The sequence below is a fragment of the Motilibacter deserti genome (genome assembly GCF_011250635.1).
Taxonomy (GTDB): Bacteria; Actinomycetota; Actinomycetes; order Motilibacterales; family Motilibacteraceae; genus Motilibacter_A; species Motilibacter_A deserti.
Genome location: NZ_JAANNP010000177.1, coordinates 1 through 2,832 on the forward strand (window position 1 = coordinate 1; position 2,832 = coordinate 2,832).

Consider the following 2,832-nt stretch of genomic DNA (forward strand, 5'->3'; position numbering starts at 1 on the left):
CCCGCGCCCGGGCCCGCCGGCTGCCCGTGGAGGTGGCCGGCTGATGGACGTCTACACGCTGCGGGCGGTCATCGAGGCCGGGCTGGTGGGCGCGCTGGGCGCTCTGGTCGGGGTCCACGTCGTCCTGCGCCGGCTGTCGTTCTTCACCATGGCGATGACCCATGCGACGTTCCCCGGCGTGGTGCTCGCCGCGATCCTCGGCGTCAACATCTTCGTCGGCGGCTGGGTCTTCGGCGTCTTCGTCGCGGTCGGCGTCGCCGCGCTCGCCCGCGGCCGCGGCCAGGACTTCGCCACCGCCACCGGGGTCGTGCTGTCGGCCGGGTTCGCCCTCGGCGTCGTGCTCGTGTCGGCCCAGGAGGGCTTCAGCAAGGACCTCTCGGCCTACCTGGTCGGCTCCATCCTGACCCTGCGCACCTCCGACGTCGTCATCACTGCCGTCGTGCTCGCCGTCGTGGCCGCGGTGCTCGCGGTCATAGGCAAGGAGCTCGTGTTCGGCGCGTTCGACCCGACCGGGCTCCGCGCGGCCGGCTACCCGTCGTTCGCCCTCGACCTGGCCGTGCTGCTGCTCGTCGAGCTCGCGATCGTGACCGCGGTGCCCTCGGTCGGCACGATCCTGTCGGTCGCGCTCATCGTCGCGCCGGCCGCCGCCGCCCGGCTCTGGGTCGAGCGCATCGGCCCGATGACCGCCGTCGCCGTCGTCATCGGCGCCGGGTGCGGAGTCCTCGGCGTGCTCGTCTCCCAGCACGTGCGCGTCGCCACCGGCGGCGCGATCACGTTGGGGACGACCGCGGCCTTCGTGCTGTCCGTCGCGCTGGCGCCGGCGGTCAAGCGCGCGCGGGGACGCCGGGTGCGGCGGGACGCGGTGGCGGCGGCCGGCTGACGTCGCGTCCAGCGGGATCACCCTGGATGCGGGGCCCGCAGCACCAGCCGGACGTACTCCATCCGCCCGGTCCGCAGCCGCTCGAAGATCTCCGTCCCGGCCACGCCCACGAAGCCGCGCGCCCCCGCCTGCAGAGCCCGCGGCACGCCACGCTCGACCGCGGCCGCGCGCCGGGCGCTGTCGAGCTCCATCGAGCGCAGCACGGCGGCGGTGATGCGCTCCTCCTCGACCGGCACGAAGCCGGCCTCGCGCGCGGCCGCGGTCAGCCGCGGCAGCGAGGCGGTCGGCCGCAGGTCGGCCAGCAGGAGGTGGCCGCCGGGGACGAGGACGCGGCGGGCCTCGGCGAAGAAGCGGTCGACGCGCGGGTAGTTGTGCGAGGACTCGACGCTCAGCACCGCCTCGAACGACGCGTCACCGAACGGCAGCCGCTCGGCGTCGCCCCGGACGAACGTCAGCCCGGGCCGCCGGTGCCGGCGGCGGCACCAGGCCACGGCGCTGCGCGCGAGGTCCACCCCGGTGACCGCGGCGGGGGAGAAGCGCTCGGCGACGTACGCGGTGCCCCCGCCCCGCCCGCACCCGACCTCCAGCACCCGCGCCCCGCGCAGGTCGACGGCGCCGGCCACTGCGGCGTACAGGTTGCGGCCGAAGTGGTCGGGAGAGCCGTCGGGGACGTCGTCCGCTGTGGCGTAGCCGTAGTTGAGGCAGTCGCTGTCCGGGGCGAACGCCCGCCGGTTGACCAGCCGGTAGCCCAGCCGGACGAGCGCCTTCTGCAGCCAGGGCTTGGCGCCCGGGGCAACCCGGGCCACGGCGCGCACCCCGGCGACGACCGGCCGGACGTGCCTGCCCGGCTCGTCGCGACCGCCCATGCGGACGACGGTGGCACGCCCCCGCCCCCGGTGCGCCGCGTTCCGCGCATCCGTGCCCCAAGGGGCCGCTTCAGGCCGGGGCAGCCTCGGGCTCGGTGGCGGCCTCGACCAACGGGCGGGAGGCCGCCCGGCGCGCGCGCAGCCCGTCGACAGTGAGGACCACGAGCGCGAGCCACACGAGCGCGAACCCGCCCCACCGCGCCGGCGGCATGTGCTCGTGCTGGACGAGCACGCCGATGAGGAACTGCACGACGGGCGCGAGGTACTGCAGCAGGCCCATGACGGTCAGCGGCACCCGGACGGCCGCGGCGCCGAACAGCAGCAGCGGGATCGCGGTCACCACCCCGCTGCCCACCAGCAGCGCGGCCTGCCCGCCGCCCGCGGAGCCGAACGTCGCGTCGCCGGCCGCCTGGAGCACGACGAGGTAGCCCAGGGCGAACGGCGCCACCGTGGCCGTCTCGACGGCCAGCGAGGGCACGGCCGCCACCTTGGCCCGGTTCTTCAGCAGGCCGTACGTCCCGAACGACAGCGCGAGGACCAGCGCGATCCAGGGCGGTCGCCCGTACGCGACCGTGAGCACGACGACCGCGGCCGCGGCGATGCCCACCGCCGCCCACTGGGCGCGGCGCAGCTTCTCCCCGAGCAGGAAGACGCCGAACAGGATCGTGACGAGCGGGTTGATGAAGTAGCCCAGCGACGTCTCGACCGTGTGGCCGGAGTTGACCCCCACGATGTAGACGAGCCAGTTGACCGAGATGACGGCGCCGGCGGCCATGAGCAGCCCGAGCCGGCGCCGGCCGAGCCCGCGCCACGGCAGGCCGCCGCGCGTGACCGCGAGCAGCACCGCCACGGCCACGAGCGACCACACCATCCGGTGGGCGAGGATCTCCAGCGCGCCGGCGGGCTCGAGCAGCGGCCAGTAGAGCGGGAAGAGCCCCCAGAGCAGGTACGCGGCCGCTCCGAAGAGCGTGCCGCGGCCCACCGCCTCGGCGGAGGACACCGCCTCGGACGGCGACTCCGACGCCGTGGAGGACGACGAAGGGGCCGGCACCCGAGGATCGGGGTGCCGGCCCCTCGTGGGCGTCG

The 2,832-nt window shown here is 75.9% G+C and carries 3 protein-coding genes; 1 reads left to right on the forward strand and 2 read right to left on the reverse strand.

What is annotated here, in order from left to right:
• Window positions 1-43 precede the first annotated feature (43 nt).
• Complete coding sequence (locus G9H71_RS22005; protein WP_166284901.1) at window positions 44-880, forward strand: metal ABC transporter permease; 837 nt, start codon at window positions 44-46, stop codon at window positions 878-880.
• A gap of 17 nt (window positions 881-897) precedes the next feature.
• On the opposite strand, the gene G9H71_RS22010 is transcribed toward G9H71_RS22005, so the two are convergent.
• The gene (locus G9H71_RS22010) at window positions 898-1,746 is read right to left on the reverse strand and encodes a class I SAM-dependent methyltransferase (protein ID WP_166284902.1); all 849 of its coding nucleotides are present in this window, start codon (window positions 1,744-1,746) and stop codon (window positions 898-900) included.
• A gap of 70 nt (window positions 1,747-1,816) precedes the next feature.
• Window positions 1,817-2,746 (reverse strand): EamA family transporter RarD, encoded by a 930-nt coding sequence (gene rarD / locus G9H71_RS22015; RefSeq protein ID WP_166284903.1) that lies wholly within the window; start codon window positions 2,744-2,746, stop codon window positions 1,817-1,819.
• Window positions 2,747-2,832 lie beyond the last annotated feature (86 nt).

Bases quoted from the DNA above. Each gene is read 5' to 3' on its own strand.
- G9H71_RS22005 (WP_166284901.1), top strand. From the start codon at position 44: ATGGACGTCTACACGCTGCGGGCGGTCATCGAGGCCGGGCTGGTGGGC.
- G9H71_RS22010 (WP_166284902.1), bottom strand. From the start codon at position 1,746: ATGGGCGGTCGCGACGAGCCGGGCAGGCACGTCCGGCCGGTCGTCGCC.